This window comes from Methylobacillus sp., from assembly GCF_036844465.1.
Classification (GTDB): domain Bacteria; phylum Pseudomonadota; class Gammaproteobacteria; order Burkholderiales; family Methylophilaceae; genus Methylobacillus.
Map to the genome: position 1 here is coordinate 277201 of NZ_DAIUFW010000002.1, position 17991 is coordinate 295191.

A 17991-nucleotide genomic window follows, 5' to 3' on the forward strand; every position below is an offset into this window, starting at 1 on the left:
TTAATTATGGTGAGGATAAACTGGTGTTGGCAGGGAAGTAGCAGACAGGTCCGAAATAGGAATGATACTGATATAATCAGCGCTGCTTAATTTTGTCCCGGATACCGAACCATCTTGTTTTTCCAGAAAAAAAGCACGCCGCTCAATAGCCGCCGTCAGGCCGAACCCGAAGCTACTCCTGGTATCGTCAAGGAGGCTTGGTGGCTGGTGCTGGTTGTGGTTGGCCTGTACCTGACTTTGATTCTGTTGACATATCATAGTAGCGATCCTTCGTGGTCGCATATCGCCAGTGATAGCGATGCCACACAAAACGCCGGTGGCGCGCTGGGCGCTTGGCTGTCGGATATCCTGCTTTATCTGTTCGGTTTTTCCGCCTGGTGGTGGGTGGTATTGGCATTTTATGCCATGTGGCTGGTGTATTTGCGCCTTGAGGCCGTGAATGAAGAGCGTAAGCCATTGATCTGGCTGAACCTGTCCGGATTTCTTATGTTGCTGTTGTCCTCAGCCGCGCTGGAGGCCGGACATTTTCACGCCATTGCCATGGAGTTGCCGACTGTGGCAGGCGGCATGCTGGGTTCTCTGGTGGATACCGGCCTGCAGGCCATGCTGGGTTTTGCCGGATCAACCTTGCTGCTGTTATTACTGCTGGCGGTAGGTTTCAGCCTGTTCACGGGCTGGTCGTGGATCAAGATTGCGGAAAAACTCGGCGCGGGTCTCGAATTCAGCTACCACTACATCATTGAACGCTGGCAGGATTACCAGGATCGCAAGCTGGGAAAGAGGGCCGAGCAGGAGCGCACCGAATTTGTCGTGAGCGAGCGCAAGCGCACGGAAGACCGGCCTCCGGTGCAGATCGAAGTGCCGCCGACGTTCGAGATCGAGAAAAGCGAGCGGGTGCAAAAGGAAAAGCAGACGCCGTTGTTCGAAACCTTGCCCGATTCGCCATTGCCGCCGCTGCACCTGCTGGACGAGCCGACCGGCGTGGTGGAAGTGCAGTCCGCCGAGACGCTGGAATTCACCTCGCGCCTGATTGAGCGCAAGCTCATGGATTTCGGCATCGAGGTCAAGGTAGTGACCGCGTTGCCCGGCCCAGTGATTACCCGCTATGAAATCGACCCGGCAGCAGGAGTCAAGGGCAGCCAGGTCGCCAATCTTTCCAAGGATTTGGCACGTGCGTTGTCTGTGGTGAGCGTGCGCGTGGTCGAGACGATCCCTGGCAAGACCTATATGGGCCTGGAGATTCCAAACCCCAAGCGCCAGATCGTTTATCTCTCCGAGATTCTTGGCTCGCAGGTGTATGCCGATGTCAGTTCGCCGCTGGCGATCGCGATGGGCAAGGATATTTCCGGCAAGCCGGTGGTGGCTGACCTTGCCAAGATGCCGCACGTCCTGGTCGCGGGGACGACTGGCTCAGGCAAATCGGTGGCCATCAACGCCATGATCTTGAGCCTGGTCTACAAGGCTGAGCCGAACAAGGTCAGGCTGATCCTGATCGACCCCAAGATGCTGGAGCTGTCTGTCTACGACGCGATTCCGCATCTGCTGGCGCCCGTGATTACCGACATGCGCCAGGCGGGCAATGCCCTGAACTGGAGCGTGGCAGAGATGGAGCGCCGCTACAAGCTGATGTCCATGCTCGGCGTGCGCAACCTTGCAGGCTATAACCAGAAAATCCGCGATGCGGAGAAGGAAGGCACCTCAATCCCTCATCCGTTCAGCCTGACACCGGATGAGCCGGAGCCGCTGGAAGAGTTGCCGCTGATCGTGGTGGTAATCGACGAATTGGCCGACCTGATGATGGTGGTGGGCAAGAAGGTGGAAGAGCCGATTGCGCGTTTGGCGCAGAAGGCGCGAGCCTGCGGCATCCACCTGGTAGTGGCGACACAGCGGCCTTCCGTGGATGTGATTACCGGCCTGATCAAGGCCAATATTCCCACCCGCGTGGCGTTCCAGGTATCGAGCAAGATCGACTCGCGCACCATTCTCGACCAGATGGGCGCGGAGGCCTTGCTGGGCCAGGGCGATATGCTCTACCAGCCTCCCGGCACCAGCGACCCGCAGCGTGTGCATGGTGCCTTCGTATCCGACCAGGAAGTGCACCGCGTGGTGGAATACCTCAAGCAGCAGGGCGAACCCAACTATATTGAAGGCATACTGACCGGCGGGAGCGAAGACGGCGGGGAAGGCGGCGAGCTGGGCGAAAGCGGAGGCGAGGCCGACCCGCTGTATGACGAAGCGGTGGCGATCGTGCTCAAGTCGCGTCGCGCCTCGATTTCCTCCGTGCAGCGCCAGTTGCGCATCGGCTACAACCGCGCTGCGCGCCTGATCGAGGAAATGGAGCGGGCCGGCCTGGTTTCCGCCATGCAGAGTAACGGCAACCGCGAAGTGATTGCCCCGAATAACCATGATTAAGCAGCGAAAGAGACAGCAGGCATGAGGTTGATAGCAGCATTGTTGATGGCCGTGCCGTTACTGGCCCATGCGGACGGCATCGAGTCGCTCAAGACGTTTTTCAAGTCCACCAATGCCATGCGGGCGCATTTCCACCAGGTGGTGACGGATGCGCAAGGCGGCAAGGTGCAGGAAGTGCAGGGCAATATGCAGTTGCAGCGCCCGGGCAAGTTCCGCTGGGATTATGACCAGCCCTATGTGCAGCAGATTATCGGCGACGGCGAAAAGGTCTGGCTGTACGACCCCGACCTCAACCAGGTGACGGTACGCGCCATGAACAAGGCCATCGGCTCCAGCCCGGCTTCATTGCTGGCCGGGGCGCAGGACGCGGAGCGCAACTTCACCCTGACTGCCGTACCGGGCCGTTCGGACGGGCTGGAGTGGGTGCAGGCCGTGCCCAAGGCTGAGGAAAGTGGTTTCGACAAGGTGCTGCTGGGGTTCAGCGGCAATGGGCTGCAGAAAATGGAATTACATGACAGCTTTGGCCACACCACTACCATTCACTTTAGCAAGCTGGAACGCAATCCATCCCTGAACAGCGGCAGCTTTAAATTCAAGGTTCCCGCAGGCGCGGATGTCGTGGGTGAGTAATGTCATGCTGCCCAGGTTGCAAGAAATACATCTGAAGAGAAAATACCATGGCTGACCTCTTCACCCAGGAACCCGTGGCGCCGTTGCCGGAAGTACTGCGCCCGAAAACCCTGGACGAAGTGATCGGCCAGTCGCACTTGCTGGGTGAAGGCAAGCCGTTGCGGTTGGCGTTCCAATCCGGCAAGCCGCACTCCATGATTTTCTGGGGGCCGCCTGGCGTTGGCAAGACCACGCTGGCAAGGCTGACAGCCACAGCGTTCGATTGCGAGTTCATCGCCTTGTCCGCAGTGTTCTCCGGCGTCAAGGATATCCGCGCCGCCATGGAACAGGCTGAACAAAACCTGTCGCGCGGCAGGCACACCATCCTGTTTGTCGATGAAATCCACCGCTTCAACAAATCTCAGCAGGACGCCTTGCTGCCTTACGCGGAAAGCGGCCTGGTGACATTCATCGGCGCCACCACGGAAAACCCTTCCTTTGAGGTGAACTCCGCTTTGCTGTCGCGTGCGCAGGTCTATGTGCTCAAATCACTGACCGAGGACGAACTGAAGCAACTGCTCAAGCGCGTGCAGGAACAAGCCCTGGCGCACTTGCAGTTCGACGACTTGGCAGTGGATACCATCATCGGCTACGCCGACGGAGACGCGCGGCGTTTCCTTAACCTGCTTGAGCAATGTGCCATGGCTGCTAAGGCCTCCGGCGTGGAGAAGATCGACGCCGACTTCATCCAGAATGCCCTGACCCTGAACAGTCGCCGTTTCGACAAGGGCGGTGATAACTTCTACGACCAGATTTCCGCCCTGCACAAATCGGTACGCGGCTCCCACCCCGATGCCGCGCTCTATTGGCTGACCCGCATGCTGGACGGCGGCGCCGACCCGCGCTACCTGTCGCGGCGCATTATCCGCATGGCGTGGGAAGACATCGGCTTGGCCGACCCCAGGGCCATGCAGATTGCCAATGACGCCGCGTTGACTTACGAACGCCTAGGCAGCCCGGAAGGCGAGCTCGCACTCGGGCAAGCCGTCATCTACCTCGCCGTGGCCGCCAAGAGCAACGCAGGCTATATGGCCTATAACCAGGCCAAGGCTTTCGTCAGGCAAGACAAAAGCCGGGAAGTGCCTGTGCACCTCCGCAACGCGCCGACCAAACTCATGAAGGAGCTTGGCTACGGGCATGAATACCGCTATGCCCATGACGAACCGAATGCCTATGCCGCTGGGGAAACCTATATGCCAGACGATATGGCGGAGCCGGGCTGGTACCAGCCTACGCCAAGAGGCCTGGAGGGCAAGATAGGCGAGAAGCTGGCGCTGCTGAGAAAGTGGGATGAAGAGGCTGACAAGTAATGAGCCTGTCCAACAATTAAAAGACGGATGAAGGGGCCATATGCTCTGGCGTTTCTCTGCTACAGGTATTGCAAAAGAGTTATGGACAGCTAGCGCGAGCAGTAGACTTGCGCTAGCTAGAACGCCTGACTTTGGGTGCGCACTAAACATGAACCTTTGATTATGCTGCCGCAAAATCGATATTGAATTTAATGGAGATAGATAATGAACGGCAGTTGGGCTAACTTCTTTCCATACTTTGCTGGAGCTTTTAAGCTTATTGTATTAGGTATTGGAGCCTATTTTGCTATTAAATGGCATTTTGATGAAGAGAGGAGGGTGAGGGAAGCAGAAGGCATGGTATTTGATAAACCAAGCTTCATGAAAAAGTTGGCAATGATGCTGGCCCTCTCAGTTCTTCTAGTTCTTCTAGCCCTTCTAGTGATTTATGTTACTAACTGGTTTCTCGACTGACGGGCTTTATTGATACGATCAATGTTTAGCTCGTACGGCGTACTCGCCTTGTAAAGGCAAGCGCGCCGTATGAATGATTGGGATTAAACATCCTTTTTCATGATGAATTGCCTTGAACGCAAAAACAACGATTTGCTGGTTCAGCACATTGGATATTTAAAGGAAGGCATTATCAAGGTCAACAGAACCCATCCTTGCACCATGCATGGATGGGTCGTCTTGCCAGACTACATGCATGCGGCAAGAGCATAGTCATCTCCCTGATTTTCCCTTGCTACCGGACTAATTGACACTTGGGGTGTGGCATGGCCTCCTTCATAAAGTTTCGACTTGAAGTAAAATGTGCAAAAAATCAGGGATGCGGGGCAAAAGAACGCGTCCCGTGCCAATACAATCATCCAGTGTGCATCTGTATATTTGCAATCAATACCAGGAATTTCCATGTTAGATATCCAGCAGTTACGCAACGACCTTGATACCGTGGTGGCGCGTCTTGCCAGCCGGGGTTTTGCTTTTGATACCAGCGCTTTTACCGCGCTGGAGAATGAACGCAAGACGGTGCAGACCCGCACCCAGGATTTACAGGCCAAGCGCAATGCCACTTCCAAGCAGATTGGTATTGCCAAGTCCAAGGGCGAGGATGTGGCGCTCATCATGGCCGAGGTGGCTGGCCTGGGCGCGCAGTTGAAGGCGGACGAGGAGCGATTGGCAGCGATACAGGCGGAATTGCAGCAGTTGCTGCTCAATGTGCCCAACCTGCCGCATGAGAGCGTGCCGGTTGGCAAGTCGGAAGAGGATAACGTCGAGGTGCGCCGGGTCGGCACGCCGCGCAGTTTCGATTTCGAGGTCAAGGACCATACCGATATCGGCACGCCGCTGGGTCTGGATTTTGATACTGGCGCCAAGCTGGCAGGCGCGCGTTTCACCCTGATGCGCGGCAAGATTGCTCGGCTGCACCGCGCCTTGGCGCAGTTCATGCTGGATACCCAGACGGAAAAGCACGGCTACACCGAGTGTTACACGCCCTATATCGTCAATGCCGAGACCTTGCGCGGGACGGGGCAATTGCCTAAGTTCGAGGCCGACCTGTTCGCCGCGCAAAAGGGCGGACAGGAGAGCGATAGCAACGAAACGCTGTATCTGATCCCGACTTCGGAAGTCACTCTAACCAATACCGTGCGCGACGAGATCGTAGCGCTGGATGAGCTGCCGATCAAGCTGACGGCGCATACTCCTTGCTTCCGCTCGGAAGCAGGTTCTTACGGCCGGGATACGCGCGGCATGATACGCCAACACCAGTTCGACAAGGTGGAAATGGTGCAGATCGCCCACCCTGAAAAAAGCTACGAGGCGCTGGAGGAGATGGTTGGACATGCCGAGCATGTGCTGCAGGCATTGGGGTTACCGTACCGTGCCGTGCTGCTGTGCACCGGCGACATGGGTTTCGGCGCGGCCAAGACCTATGACCTTGAAGTGTGGCTGCCTGCCCAGAACACCTATCGCGAGATTTCCTCGATCTCCAATTGCGAGGCGTTTCAGGCCCGCCGGTTGCAGGCGCGCTTCCGCAATGAAAACGGCAAGCCAGAACTGGTGCATACCTTGAACGGTTCCGGCTTGGCTGTAGGCCGCACGTTGGTGGCTGTCCTGGAAAATTATCAGCAGGCCGACGGCAGCGTAACGGTGCCGGAAGTGCTGCGTCCTTATATGGGCGGTTTAGCAGTCATCAGCGCGGAATAGAATCTGCCATGGTTGGGTTGCCGTAAACCTTGTTTGAATATTGCGGCAGGCGAGGGCAGGATAGAAAGAGCGGGGACTGGGGAGTTAATTTATATTAGCTGCTGCTCTTGCCCTGTTTATTGATCGCGGCGGAAGCGGTAGGCCATGATTTCCCGCAGCCAGGATTTTGTCTTGTTGTTCAGCCGCGGAGTATCCAGGTACAGCAGGAAAAAACGCAGCCTTTGGCTGCGGCTAAGACCGAACCTTCGGGCATAACGGTCCAGACCGAAAATTTCCTTCTTGATGCGGTATTTCAAGAAACTTCCTGACCATGTCGTGCCACAGGGGCTGTCGATCAGGAAGATATCCCCGTTTCCGTTGACGAGGATATTGCGCCACTTCAAATCCCCATGAATGAATTGCTTTGCATGGAGCGTGCGCGTGATGACGGCGATCTGCTTGCTGATGTGATCCACCCATTGCCTGTCGCGCAGGCGAGGGTCGTTGCTGGTGGCGAGCGAGAGCAGGTCAATGCTGTTCGGAATGGCTGCCGTGATCATGGCGCTGCGCCTGAACAGGCCGTAACTATATTCCATGCCGTAGGCAACGATCGGCGCGGTAGGGATGCCCCATGCATCAAAAGATAGAAGATTTTCCCATTCCCGCTGGATGCGTGGAGTACCGAGGAAACGCCGGATACCCTTGCCTGCGGCTTGATAGCGTTTGACGTAATATTGTTGTTCATTCACTTCTACGCGAATGGCTTCCGAGAAGTCGCGGGCATGGCTTACCTGCGGACCATCCAGCTTGAATATATCGTCCAGTGAGCCAAAATAGCCGCGCAAGTGATGGAATTCAGGTTGTAGTTGCCAGGTTGTCATACGCTAAATGCTGGATTGCTTTAATTGTTCCAGAATGGCGGGGTTGTCCAGCGTGGAAATGTCCGAGGTGATTTCTTCACCTTTCGCCAGCGAGCGCAGCAAGCGGCGCATGATCTTGCCGGAGCGCGTCTTGGGCAGATTTTCACCAAAGCGGATTTCATCCGGCTTGGCAATCGGGCCGATTTCTTTGCCCACCCAGTCGCGTAGTTGCTGGGCAACGGTCTTGGCTGTTTCACCTTCAGGGCGTGCGCCCTTGAGCACGACATAGGCCACGATGGATTCACCCTTGATGTCATGGGGCTTGCCGACCACTGCGGCTTCCGCAACCAATGGGTTAGCGACCAGGGCGGATTCGATTTCCATGGTGCCCAAGCGGTGTCCAGACACATTCAATACATCATCGATGCGGCCCATAATCCAGAAGTAGCCGTCTTCATCACGGTGCGCAGAGTCGCCAGCCAGATAGAGGCCATGGAGTTCCTCGGGGAAGTAGGCTTTTCTGAAGCGTTCCGGATTGCCCCAGATATTGCGGATCATGGAAGGCCATGGTTTTTTTACCACCAGCAGGCCGCCGCCAGTGCCTTCGATATGGGAGCCATCTTCATGCACGATATCCATGATGATGCCGGGCAGGGGACGGGTGCAGGAGCCGGGCTTGAGGTCGATAGCGCCGGGTAATGGGGCGATCATGTGCGAACCGGTTTCAGTCTGCCACCAAGTGTCGGCAATCGGGCAGCGCTCCTTGCCTACGACTGTGTGATACCACATCCAGGCTTCGGGATTGATTGGCTCTCCTACTGTGCCGAGCAAACGTAGGCTGGAGAGATCGTAATTGTGAGGCAGTTCGCCACCTAGCTTGATCAGGGAGCGGATCGCGGTAGGCGCAGTATAGAAAATGCTTACCTTGTGGCGCTCGATCATCTGCCAGAAACGGCCAGCGTCAGGATAGGTCGGGATGCCTTCGAATACGATTTGCGTGCTGCCTAACGCCAATGGGCCATAGGCTACATAGCTATGGCCAGTGATCCAGCCTACATCTGCGGTACACCAGAAAATATCGTCGGCCTTATGGTCGAATACCCATTTCATGCTCATGATGGCGCCGAGCAGATAGCCGCCGGTGGAGTGTTGTACGCCCTTGGGGGTGCCAGTGGAGCCGGATGTGTAGAGGATGAAGAGCGGGTGCTCCGCTTCCACCCAGGTCGGTTCGCAGACATCACTTTCCCTTGCTTCGATGTCATGCCACCAGAGGTCGCGCGCACTGTCCCAAGCCATGTCGAGGTCGGTACGTCGATAGATGATGACTTTTTCCACAGCATCGCAACCGCCTTGTGCCAGGGCTTCATCCACAGCCGCCTTGAGCGTGACGGCTTTGCCGCCGCGCATGGCGGCATCTGCGGTAATTACCAGTTTGGCGCCGACATCGACGATGCGCTCGTGCAGGCTCTTGGCGGAGAATCCGCCGAACACGACCGAGTGGATAGCACCAATACGCGCGCAGGCTTGCATGGCAACAATCGCTTCTATACTCATCGGCAAGTAGATGACCACGCGATCGCCCAAGGTTATGCCTTGTTTCTTCAAGGCATTGGCAAAGCGGCAAACACGTTGGTGTAGCCCGCGGTAGGTGATATTGGTAATGGTGCCGTCATCGGCCTCAAAGATTAGCGCGATCTTGTCACTATTTTTTTCTAGGTGACGATCAATGCAATTATAGGAAGCATTGAGTTTGCCGTCGGCAAACCAGCGATAGAATGGAGCAGTTGATTCATCCAGGATTTCTGTGAAGGGAGTTTGCCAACTGATTTCCTGTCGGGCAAGATCAGCCCAGAAGCCGATGTAATCCTGCTCAGCTGCATCGCACAAGGCTTGATAGGCTTGTATACCTGATACGCTGGCGGCTTGGCGGAATGTTTCATGCGGTGCAAAAACACGTGATTCCGTCAGCACGGATACTATCGACGACATAAAAATGCTCCTTTAAAACTCTATAATGCAACGATGATTCATGACTTGAACGGGATATTTTCCCATTATTTACTTTCAGAAACAAATAATAACATTTTATTTACAAGTTAAAGATGCGCACACTATCACAGATTTTGCAGCCAGATACAGGCTTATCGCGGGATGAACAGTATTTATTGCATGCCGTGAAATGCAGCCCTTTCATTGCGCGTCTCGTCAATAGCGATGCAGATCTGCTTCCGGAATTGGCGGCTACCATGCATCAGCCCTGGGCAGCGGCGGAGATGCGTGACTGGCTGGCGCAGCAAGCCGTCACGGACGATGCCAGCCTCAAGCATACCCTGCGCCAATTGCGGCAGCGGGTCATGCTGCGCCTGATCGTGCGCGACCTGAATGGCCTTGCTGATCTGGATGAGGTGATGCATGTGGTAAGTGCGCTGGCGGAAGTCACGCTGCAATATGCCTTGCAGCATCTGACGCCCTGGCTGCAGGCGCAGTATGGCGTGCCTGTTGGCGAGGAAAGCGGGGAGCCGCAGCAGCTTATCGTGGTAGGTATGGGCAAGCTGGGCGGCAACGAACTCAACGTTTCCTCGGATATTGACCTGATCTTTGCCTTTTCCGAGGATGGCGAAACCAGCGGGACGAAAAAATCCATTAGCAATGTGGATTTCTTTACACGGCTCGCCAAGCGCCTGATTGCTGCGATTGATGAAATTACCGAAGATGGTTTCGTGTTCCGCGTCGATATGCGCTTGCGGCCTTATGGCTCTGAAGGGCCGCTGGCATGCAGCTTTGCCATGCTGGAAGAGTATTACCAGAACCAGGGGCGCGAATGGGAACGCTATGCCTGGATCAAGGGTAGGGTAGTGGCGGGGCCAGACCAAGGACTGAGCCAGATGTTGCGGCCTTTTGTCTTCCGCAAATACCTCGATTTCGGCGTGTTCGCCTCCATGCGCGACCTCAAGATGCAGATACAGCGCGAGGTTAACCGGCGCGACATGCATGACAATATCAAGCTTGGGCGCGGCGGCATACGCGAAGTGGAGTTTATTGCCCAGGTGTTCCAGCTCATGCGTGGCGGGCGCGATGCCAGTTTGCAGATTCGACCAACCATGGCGGTGCTGGATTTGCTGGGTGAAAAGGGATTGTTGACAGCAGCGGCAGTGATTGAGCTAAAGCAGGCATATGTATTCCTGCGCAACCTGGAGCACAGGCTGCAATATCTGGAGGATGCGCAAACCCAGGATTTGCCGGCAAGCGAAGAAAACAGGGCCAGGATAGCGCTGGGCATGGGCTATGCCGATTGGGAGACATTCTTGGCGGCTCTGGATCAGCATCGCAATCTGGTGCAACACCATTTTGAGGAAGTATTCAGCGACCCAGCAGATGAGCGCAGCGAAGAGGATGAGCCGCAGCAGGAAATGGCTTTATGGAAACGCTCGATTGAGGGCGAAGATGCCAGTGCTGCGCTGGCGCAGTTGGGCTATGCCGAGCCGGAAGAAACCTTGCGCAAGCTGTTGAGTCTGCATGATAGCCCGCGCTACAAGCAGTTGCCTGAAATCAGCCGGCAGCGTTTTGACGCGCTGGTGCCACTTGCAATCACTGAAGCGGCGCAGGAACCCGAGCCTGACAAGGCGCTGATCCGCGTGGCAGACCTGCTGGACAGCATCTGCCGCCGCGCCAGTTACCTTGCATTGCTGGTTGAATATCCCTCTGCTCTGACACTGGTCACGCGCATCGTGGGCGCGAGTCCATGGCTGGCGCAATACTTGACCCGGCACCCGATTTTGCTGGACGAATTGCTCGATACACGCAATCTCTATGCAACGCCGGACTTTGCCGCCATGCATGCGGACCTGGAACGCAGGGTCATGACCTTGTCCGGCGATGTCGAGCGGCAAATGGACGAGATGCGGCAATTCAAGCATGCCGCCGTGTTCCGGTTTGCCGCCAAGGATGTGGCCGGGGAGTTGGCGCTGGAAACGCTGTCGGATTACCTGAGCGCCTTGGCCGATATCATCCTCGACGTGGCGATCAAGGCGATCTGGCCCAGCCTGCGGCAGCGCCATCGTGAAGAGCCGCAATTTGCCATCATTGGTTATGGCAAACTGGGCGGCAAGGAGCTTGGCTATGCTTCCGACCTGGATATTATTTTCCTCTATGATGATGACGCGCCGGAGGCGGGCGAGGTATATGCCAAGCTCGGCCAACGGCTGAATACCTGGCTTGGCAGCATGACCTCAGCTGGCATTCTCTATGAAACCGACATGCAGTTGCGGCCTGATGGCGCAAGCGGCTTACTGGTGAGTTCCGTGCAGGCATTCAGGACCTATCAGCAGGAGAAAGCCTGGGTTTGGGAACACCAGGCATTGACTCGCGCGCGTTTCTGCGCCGGTAAGCCGGAGATTGGCCTGGTGTTCGAGCAGATTCGCGAGGATGTGCTGTGTCAGCAGCGGGATAAGGAAATGCTGAAAACCGAGGTGGTTAACATGCGCCAGAAAATGCACCAGGCGCATCCCAACTACGGCGAACTGTTTGACCTCAAGCATGATCGTGGCGGCATCGTGGATGTCGAGTTCATTGTGCAATACCTGGTGCTGGCTTACGCGTCACAATATCGAGAGTTGACGCGTAATCTGGGGAATATTGCCTTGCTGGAAATGCTGGGCGGGCTGGGGCTGGTGGATGCGGCACTGGCGCACCAGGTGGCGCAGAACTATCGCGATTACCGCCGCCGCCAGCATGCCATCCGCTTGCAGGGGAACCAGAAGGCACGCGTGCCGCTGGATAAGGTCAGCGAGAAAGTGGCGGCAGTTCGAAACCTATGGCAACAGGTATTCGGGCGGATTGATTAGCTAGCGGCTTGATTGGCCGGGAATTAATCAGGCTACTCGCGCCGGGCTGTGTTCGATAATATTGTGAAAACAGGCGAAGACATCCGGGTCGATACGGGTGCCGTCTTCTTCTAGCAGGAAATCCATGATTTCACGATGTGTGCGGGCACGGTGATAGGGCCGTGTCGTTGCCATGGCGTCATAGATGTCGGCTAGCCCCAGGATGCGTGAAGCCAGGGGAATATGGTCGCCGGACAAGCCATCCGGGTATCCACTGCCGTCAAAACGCTCGTGGTGATGCCTGATGACAGTGGCAATTTCGCTGGCATAAGGGTGCAAGGTGTTGCGGAACAGGCGTTCTCCCTTGGCCGGGTGCATTTTCATGACCTCCCATTCTGCGGTTGTCAGCGGCCCGGGCTTGAGCAGGACATAATCCGGGATGCCGATTTTACCTATGTCATGAAAGCGTGCCCCGACAGCAAGCACACTTAGTTCTTTTTGGCTAAAACCACAAGCAGTGCCGATTTCGCACGCCAATATGGAAACACGGTCACAATGTTGCTGGGTATGGTTGTCGCGCTCGTCCAATGCCAGGAAAAGTGCATTGGCAGATTGAGCAAGATAAGACTCGAAAGATGAGGGAACTGCCTGCTGAAAACTATCTGACAAGAGTGTTCTCCAGGGAGATTGCCAGGGAAAATAGCTGCTGGGAATGCGGTACTGCTATCAATTGTAAATCCGTTCGAAGCTAAATATTATGCTTCCAAATCATCAGGCGCTTACGTTACCACATAACATGCATGATGGAAACAATATCTTAAAGATTCAACAGGCTGGATTTTTATCGATGATGGATTGCAGGCTTTTGCCGGCTTTGTGAGGGGCAAACGGAGCATGGTATTCAATATCGTAGATCATCCATTTGCCATTTTCTTTTCTGAGGATGACCTCGTCATTCCAGCGCTGGGAGGTGCCCTGTTGATCCAGCGTGAAATGAATGGTGGCCTGGCGTCCGAACTGGTTGGTGATGCTGGGGTCAATGGTAAAGCTGGTGAAGCTTGCATCGTTGGAGGTGAAGAGGTCGCCGCTGGTCCATGGAGTATCTCTATCGCGGCTGCGGCAGCGGTGTTGTTCGCGTAGCGCTATATAGAAAATACGATGTAGTTTGGGGATGAAGTGCTGGGAAATGGCATCCAGTTGCTGCATGTTGGGCAGTCCGACGACTTTATTGGTTTTTTGCAGTGCGGCGTAATCTTCAAAAAAACTCACGGCAGCTTCCCTGGCCTCATCCTTGTCGGATGCGGCTGCCTTGGCCGGAAGTGCGCTCAGCAGGCTGAGGCCAAGGGTAAGAATCAGGAAAGGTTTGGTCATAGTATTCATGGCGGCAATGAACGCGATGGATGCGGAATGGCGCATTAGACCATGCTGCCAAAAGTGTAAACAAGCCAAAATGAAGTGGTTGGATGAAGTCGGGAAAGATTCCCTGCAATATTTCATTATTTCGCTGTGTTTGATTGTTGCGCTGGACTTGCAGCGGTCACGCGCCAAATGGCATTGCCTACATCGTCAGCGACCAGCAGCGCGCCTTCCTGATTGACCAGCACGCCCACCGGCCTTCCCTGTGCCTCGCCCTTTTCATTAAGGAAACCAGTAAGTACTTCGATAGGCATACCTCTGGGCTTGCCATTGGCAAACGGTACGAACAAGACCTGGTAGCCGCTGCTTGGCTTGCGGTTCCATGAGCCATGCTGACCGATGAACATACCATTGGCATATTGCGATGGCAGGGTATTGCCGTGCGCGACAGCCAGGCCCAATGTGGCAGTATGCGCTCCCACAGCATAATCTGGTACCAAGGAACTAGCTACCAGCTCGGGCTGCTGCGGCTGCACGCGGACATCCACATGTTGACCGTAATAGCTGTAAGGCCAGCCATAAAAACCGTTATCCTGCACCGAGGTGATGTAGTCAGGCACCAGATCGCTGCCGATGGCATCGCGCTCGTTGACTGCAGTCCACAATGCGCCGCTGTCCGGTTCCCAGGCAAGACCATTTGGGTTGCGTAATCCAGAGGCGAAAATGCGGTGCTGGCCGGACTTGGTATCGACTTCCCAGATGGCAGCGCGGCCTTCCTCTATCTCCATGCCGTTTTCGCCAATATTGCTGTTGGAGCCCACGGTGACATATAGCTTGCTGTCATCGAGGCTGGCAATGATGTTTTTGGTCCAATGATAGTTTGGCGACTGGCTGGGAAGGTCAATCAAATTGACAGGTGGGGCGGTGATCTTGGTATCTCCATTCTGATAAGGAAAAGTGACGATGGCATCGGTATTGGCAACATAAAATGTGTTGCCGATCAGTGCCATGCCGAAGGGGGAATGCAGATTCTCTAAAAAGGCGAAGCGTTGATCGGCAATGCCATCGCCGTTTGTATCACGTAACAATGTGATGCGGTCAGCGCTGGGTGCGCCTGCACCGGCAAGCGCCATGAATTTTCCAGTAATCCAGCGGACCAGGCTAAAGCCTGCATCTGGGTTGGAAGGAGTGTTGGTTTCCGCGACCAATATGTCGCCATTCGGTAGCTCATACAACCAGCGGGGATGATCCAGCCCTTGGGCAAATAGATTGACTTTCATGCCTTCCGCAGCGATGGGCGTAGCGCCCTCAGGCCAGCCGACCACGGAAGCGATATTTACTGTGGGAATCAGTCCGGGGCGAGGCTCCGGCAGCTCCGGCTTGATGCCCATGCCTGCCGAAACAGGAAGCTGCGCAACATCGCCGCAGGCAGCGAGGGTGAGCGTCATCAGAGTGGGGAGTAATATATGGCGCATGAGCGTAATCCTTGACGGTGTTCAGATAGGACATCTGAGCATGCTCTATAATGACCCGGGTTGTTTGGATTTTGCAATTTAATGACGTATGACATACATGGAAAGTTCTCGCTTGGATAGATTGTCTCCTGAAACTCCGCTTGTCTATTGGCAGGAAGGGTTGCAACCGCGCCAGGCGCTGTGGCGCTCGGAAAACCATAGCAAGCCACCTGTGCGTGTACAGGTGGTCGATGATGCGATCAAGGCAGATCAGGCGTATCGCCTGGCATGCGAGGGCACGGCCTTGGTGTGGCGCGGCGATTTCCAGAATGCGCGTCAATTGTTGCAGGCGATGGCGCGCAGGATAGACCGTAAACCAGCCAAGACTTCCAGCCAGCCATTGGAGGCTTTTCACCTACATCGGCAGGCGCAGGCGCAACGGGCGCGAGTACTTGGTATGTTGGTGGTGGAGCTGGACGGGGACTATGACATTGCCTTGCGGCGCGCGCCAGAAGTGCGAGAGGCTTGCCTGCAGGCTTATGGTGTTGCCGGACAAGTGTCACTGGTTTCCCTGCGGGAGTTGCAGGGTGTGGTGGGGGCATATGAGTGGCGCAAGAAAGGAGTTGATGTACCTGCCTTGGAAGCGCGCATTCATCCGCATTACGGCGTGTTTTCGCCTGTGCGCGGCGAGTATGTTGACCTGGTGGCCCAGGTTCCTTTGTCTGCGGATACCTTGGCATTCGATATCGGTACCGGCAGTGGCGTGCTGGCGGCGATATTGGCAAAGCGGGGTGTGAAAAAAGTCATTGCCACTGATCAGGATGCGCGGGCATTGGCCTGTGCGCGCGACAATATGCAAAGGCTGGGATTGGAACAACAGGTCGAGGTGCTGGAATGCAACCTCTTCCCGACAGGAAAAGCGCCGCTCATCGTGTGCAATCCACCATGGATTCCTGCCAAGGCCAATGCTGCAATCGAATACGCAATTTACGACCCCGATAGCGCGATGCTGAAAGGGTTCCTGAATGGAGTGACGGTCCATTTGAGTCCTGGTGGAGAGGCATGGCTGATCTTGTCGGATATCGCTGAGCGACTAGGGTTGCGCACGCGCCAGCAATTGCTGGATATGATTGAACGCGCAGGGCTTCGGGTGCTGGAGCGCCTGGATATCCAGCCACGCCACTCCCGGGCAAATGATGCTTCTGATCCCCTGCATCAGGCCAGGCGTGCTGAGGTGACTTCGCTATGGCGGCTGGTGGCTGCCTAGCCGCAGGCGTGGTTTTTGTTTATTGCAGCAGTGTTTCTGTCTCGTCTGCAGTGTCTGGCGGTGTTTCTTTAGTCCGCTTGGTCTGTTTGTCAAAGCTGGACTGTAGCTTGATAAATGCCAGCAGGGCCTTGGTCAGTTGCTGATTGAAACGGCGGGTTTCCGCCAGCTTGAGAAAGTCATCTCCGCCAGATTCCTGGCCAATACGCTCATGCAGCACATCCTGGACAATCAGTTGTTTTCTCTGCTGGCGGTCATGGACGAATTGTCGGTAAGCATTGCGTAATGCCACCGGATCAGGTGGCAGAGGGCTGTTGCTCAGGGATTGCCAATACGGAATTTCCAGATCAAAGGCGGAAGGGTCCTGGGTAAGGTGGCGTGCAAGGCCTGGGAGTTGTTGCAACGCCATGGAAAGACGCAATTGGTTTTGCACCAATTGGTGGAGCAATTCGGCTTCTTTTGCCGACATATCCTGCTGTGCCAGTTTGGCAATATAGAGATGCAGGTTCTGCAATATCTGCTTGTTGTCTTCCAACAATTGGCTATCCAGCTTATGTTGTTGTCCCATCATCAGTGCTTGGCGTGCGATCAATTGTCCGGCCCGCATGCCCTCCAGGCTCATGGTCTTGATCGCCAGGCTGGGAATCGCCAGACTGGATTGGTCCAGTGTGAATGAAGTCACTGGTGTGGGCGGCTTGAACCTGGTTTCCAGCCAGCGTATCAGCGGCGGAGTCAATGGATACATGAGCACTACCCCCAGCGCATTGAACACGGTATGGAACAGGGCCAGGATAAACTCTGGCTGGGTATCGCGGAACACGAACAGGGCAATGCCCTGGACTCCCCAGAGCAGCGGTTTGAGGGCCAGCATGGCCACGATGGCTGTGAGGACGTTGAACAGCACATGCAGGCTTGCCACGCGTTTGGCAGTGGCGGTGGCAGACAAGGTAGCCAGCAGGGCTGTCGATGTGGTGCCGACATTGGAGCCGATAACGACTGCCGCGCCGACCTCCAGCGGCACTGAGCCTGTAGAGACTGCCGTGACGACCAGGGCTACCACTGCCAGCGAGGATTGCATTGCAACGGTGAGCAGGATGCCTGCGAGCATGGAAAGCAACAGGCCGGCAACACCCAGGCTGGTGAGGTAGGCGAAATCCACATTGACGAATACCGAATCGAAGCTGAGCTTCAGGTAGCTCAGCCCGAGAAATAGCAGGGCGATGCCGGTCAAGGCCTCGCCAATACCCTGACTGCGGGATTGTTTACTGAATAGCTTGAGTATGACAGTCATCCCCAGGATGGGCAGGGCAAGGCCATCCATCTTGAAGCTGCCGCCCACCACAGCCACCATCCATGCGCTTAATGAGCTGCCGAGATTGCTGCCGTAAATCACAAAAGCGGCGGCGGAGAGTGAGAGAATATTGGCATTGGCGAAGCCGACGACAGTCACGGTGATGGCAGCCGAAGATTGCACCGCCAGCGTGCTGATGCCGCCAATGAAAATGCCTTGCAGAGGCGTGCTTGTCCAACGCTGCAATATCTGCATGAAACTGGGGCCTGCAGCTCTCTTGAGGCCGCGCGTCATCCAGTCTATACCCAGCAGCATGAGGCCGACGGCCCCGAGCCCCATGAAAAGATCAGACCACATGAATGTTGTTTATACCTCTCTATCGT

Annotated in this window: 13 protein-coding genes; 7 read left to right on the forward strand and 6 right to left on the reverse strand. The window is 55.7% G+C overall.

Translation table 11 applies throughout. The annotated features are described in order from the left end of the window. Window positions 1-114 precede the first annotated feature (114 nt). The 5 genes from V7Z75_RS03690 to serS all read left to right on the forward strand — a co-directional run bounded on the left by V7Z75_RS03690 (window position 115) and on the right by serS (window position 6581). Window positions 115-2412, forward strand: a complete 2298-nt coding sequence (locus V7Z75_RS03690; protein ID WP_334107256.1) for a DNA translocase FtsK — start codon at window positions 115-117, stop codon at window positions 2410-2412. Window positions 2413-2433: 21 nt separating this feature from the next. Further along, on the forward strand, window positions 2434-3042 hold the full coding sequence (gene lolA, locus V7Z75_RS03695; RefSeq protein WP_334107257.1) for an outer membrane lipoprotein chaperone LolA: 609 nt from the start codon (window positions 2434-2436) through the stop codon (window positions 3040-3042). 47 nt (window positions 3043-3089) lie between these two features. Further along, window positions 3090-4391 carry a replication-associated recombination protein A gene (locus tag V7Z75_RS03700; RefSeq protein ID WP_334107258.1) on the forward strand — a complete coding sequence of 434 codons (1302 nt, stop codon included), beginning with the start codon at window positions 3090-3092 and terminating at the stop codon, window positions 4389-4391. A gap of 204 nt (window positions 4392-4595) precedes the next feature. Then, window positions 4596-4844, forward strand: a complete 249-nt coding sequence (locus V7Z75_RS03705; protein ID WP_334107259.1) for a hypothetical protein — start codon at window positions 4596-4598, stop codon at window positions 4842-4844. 441 nt (window positions 4845-5285) lie between these two features. After that, window positions 5286-6581 (forward strand): serine--tRNA ligase, encoded by a 1296-nt coding sequence (serS, locus tag V7Z75_RS03710; RefSeq protein WP_334107260.1) that lies wholly within the window; start codon window positions 5286-5288, stop codon window positions 6579-6581. Between the two features lie 116 nt (window positions 6582-6697). Here the strand turns inward: serS and V7Z75_RS03715 are convergent, their stop codons facing one another. Together V7Z75_RS03715 and acs are read right to left on the reverse strand one after the other, a co-directional pair. Further along, window positions 6698-7441: a lipopolysaccharide kinase InaA family protein gene (locus V7Z75_RS03715; RefSeq protein WP_334107261.1), complete on the reverse strand. Its 744-nt coding sequence runs from the start codon at window positions 7439-7441 to the stop codon at window positions 6698-6700. A 3-nt stretch (window positions 7442-7444) separates the two neighbouring features. Next, entirely contained in the window at window positions 7445-9409 is a 1965-nt protein-coding gene (gene acs / locus V7Z75_RS03720) for an acetate--CoA ligase (RefSeq protein ID WP_334107262.1), read from the reverse strand. 113 nt (window positions 9410-9522) lie between these two features. Between acs and glnE the strand changes: the two genes are divergently transcribed. Next, window positions 9523-12264 carry a bifunctional [glutamate--ammonia ligase]-adenylyl-L-tyrosine phosphorylase/[glutamate--ammonia-ligase] adenylyltransferase gene (glnE, locus tag V7Z75_RS03725; RefSeq protein ID WP_334107263.1) on the forward strand — a complete coding sequence of 914 codons (2742 nt, stop codon included), beginning with the start codon at window positions 9523-9525 and terminating at the stop codon, window positions 12262-12264. Between the two features lie 27 nt (window positions 12265-12291). Here glnE and V7Z75_RS03730 read toward each other — a convergent pair whose 3' ends face one another. From V7Z75_RS03730 to V7Z75_RS03740, 3 genes are all read right to left on the reverse strand, one after another. Next, window positions 12292-12912: an HD-GYP domain-containing protein gene (locus V7Z75_RS03730; protein ID WP_334107264.1), complete on the reverse strand. Its 621-nt coding sequence runs from the start codon at window positions 12910-12912 to the stop codon at window positions 12292-12294. Window positions 12913-13068: 156 nt separating this feature from the next. Next, window positions 13069-13659 (reverse strand): DUF3828 domain-containing protein, encoded by a 591-nt coding sequence (locus V7Z75_RS03735; protein WP_334107265.1) that lies wholly within the window; start codon window positions 13657-13659, stop codon window positions 13069-13071. Between the two features lie 80 nt (window positions 13660-13739). After that, complete coding sequence (locus V7Z75_RS03740; RefSeq protein WP_334107266.1) at window positions 13740-15074, reverse strand: PQQ-dependent sugar dehydrogenase; 1335 nt, start codon at window positions 15072-15074, stop codon at window positions 13740-13742. A gap of 112 nt (window positions 15075-15186) precedes the next feature. On the opposite strand from V7Z75_RS03740, the gene V7Z75_RS03745 reads away from it, so the two are divergent. Further along, a complete protein-coding gene (locus V7Z75_RS03745; RefSeq protein WP_442919861.1) occupies window positions 15187-16320 on the forward strand; it encodes a methyltransferase in 1134 nt (377 codons plus the stop codon). Window positions 16321-16339: 19 nt separating this feature from the next. Here V7Z75_RS03745 and V7Z75_RS03750 read toward each other — a convergent pair whose 3' ends face one another. Further along, window positions 16340-17965, reverse strand: coding sequence for a Na/Pi cotransporter family protein (locus V7Z75_RS03750; protein WP_334107267.1), 1626 nt, complete (start codon window positions 17963-17965; stop codon window positions 16340-16342). Window positions 17966-17991: the final 26 nt, after the last annotated feature.